A 244-nucleotide genomic window follows, 5' to 3' on the forward strand; every position below is an offset into this window, starting at 1 on the left:
TCCGAGTCAGTACCGAGTACTCCACAAGAACGACGCGCGCCTTCAGGCGCCCTCAGCTAACCAGGAACCCACCGTCTACGGCCAATAGTTGGCCAGTGATGTAACGTGATGCAGGGCTGGCCAAGAACAAGGCTGCATTGGCAATATCCTGCACATCACCCATCCCTCCCAGTGGGATGCGCCCTTCCCCCATTATTGGCCCCTTGAGTTCAATGGCCGCCGATGCTGTGCGCGCCCCAGGCGT

The 244-nt window shown here is 59.8% G+C and carries 1 protein-coding gene; it reads right to left on the reverse strand.

Annotated features, from left to right (window positions below; genetic code table 11):
- Nucleotides 1-52: 52 nt before the first annotated feature.
- On the reverse strand, nt 53-244 hold a 192-nt coding region (locus SB771_RS36445), incomplete at its 5' end, for an SDR family oxidoreductase (RefSeq protein WP_410722218.1).

The sequence above is a fragment of the Burkholderia sp. SIMBA_051 genome, from assembly GCF_046534915.1.
GTDB lineage: Bacteria > Pseudomonadota > Gammaproteobacteria > Burkholderiales > Burkholderiaceae > Burkholderia > Burkholderia ambifaria.